General features: G+C 38.1%; 1 pseudogene. It reads left to right on the top strand.

The window, feature by feature from the left end:
• Nucleotides 1–135: 135 nt before the first annotated feature.
• Nucleotides 136–1,525: pseudogene (locus tag FYJ25_RS14290) on the top strand (transposase).
• Nucleotides 1,526–1,746 lie beyond the last annotated feature (221 nt).

Below are 1,746 nucleotides of genomic sequence, written 5' to 3'. Positions count from 1 at the left end.
TAGGCGTTTGCGAAACGCCACAAGTCGCATAAATACGTCATTTTTTTGTTGTTAAAAATAAAAATCTCCTCACGGTTTGTGATATAATGGAGTTGACTAGAAACCATAAATCACGCCCCGAAAGGAGATATGTCTATGATACCACAAAAACAACTCTCTTTGGCAGATATTTTTGAAGATTGTAAAGATATTTATGAATCTGACAAACCTCATTTCCTTACTCTGCTCGAAAATCACATTGACCTTGATAAAATTATTCCGACTTCTTTTTACAAGCATTACTACGCATCCACTGGAAGAAATCGTAAATATCCTTTGCATGCAATGCTTTGGGCTTTGATTATTCAACGCCTCTTTTCTATTCCAACAGATTCCCTCCTGTTAATCTTCCTTCATTATTCCAGACATCTGAGGGAATTCTGTGGCTTTACTAAAGTTCCTGACGCTTCAAAAATCACTCGTTTCAAACAGGATTTTTTAATGGACTTACAATCAGTTTTTGATAATCTCGTAGATATCACAGAACCAATCTGCCAGGACATTAACGGTAATCTCGCCTCTATGCTTTTGTTTGATACTTCAGGGATTAAAGCATATGTGACTGAAAACAATCCCAAATACGCCAACCGCATTATTAAACAGCTTAAGTCCTATGCTAAAGCTCATAACTTCGATGATTCTTATGATCCTTACAAGGCAGCCTATGCCTCTATGCCTGCATCCGCCGCTGCTAACCATGAAGTAAAGCAACAGTATGTGAATGGTCATTTCTGCTATGCTTATAAATTTGGCATTACGACCAATGGACTTGGCATTGTTCGCTCCATTGATTTTTATAACAAGGATTATCTGGATTCTCACCCTGACATCATTGTTGAAAAGAAATCAAAATCTCCTGATGAAGATAAATCACTTGCCGATTCGAAAGCCTTGATTCCAACCCTTAAAGATTTCAAAGAACGGCACCCTCTTATCAATCCCAAGATATTTCTTGGTGATGCTGCCTTTGATACGATTGAAATCTACAAATCCTTATTTGAAGATTTTAAATTTCAAAAAGCATTTATTCCTTTAAAGGTAAAACTTTCACTGGATAACGTGGATTATACATTCAATGAAAATGGTATTCCCTGCTGTCCTCATGATCCTTCACTCCCTATGAAACGGGAAGGTAGCAAGTCTCACTTAAGAAGTAATCTTCCGACCATGAAATTTGTGTGTCCCAAAATGAAATGGGAATACAATCGTGAAGACAAATCAAAACGACGGGTGTGCCACTGCGATAATCCATGTACAACTTCTTCCTGTGGCAGAATGATTTACGTTTATCCCGAAAAAAACCTTAGAGCATACCCCGGCGTGGAGCGTGGCTCACAGGAATGGGATGACACTTACAAAATCCGAGTAAATGTTGAAAAATCAATCAACCACTTTAAAGACAGTTTTTGTGTCGCTAACCGAAAAACAACAAACGAAAAAACACTTCATGCAGATTTACTTCTTGCTGGTATATCACAGTTATTAACTGTAGTTGTTGCCGACAAAATCCATCAACGACAATACATCAGAAGTTTAAAATCTTTCATAGCCTAGGACTTACCAACTCCATAAAGCCGAGGGCTTATTAAAGTGCGCCTAAAATGTCCGGTTATCCACTTTTTATTCCAGGATTCGTGCTAAGCACGAATCCTTCCCTGTTTAAGTTCAAGATTGCGAACGAGCATCGCGAGTTTCGCAATTACCTAT

Origin of the sequence: Anaerobutyricum soehngenii, assembly GCF_009697165.1 — a bacterium.
Lineage (GTDB): Bacteria > Bacillota > Clostridia > Lachnospirales > Lachnospiraceae > Anaerobutyricum > Anaerobutyricum soehngenii.
This window is presented reverse-complemented; position numbering and strand designations above follow the sequence as displayed.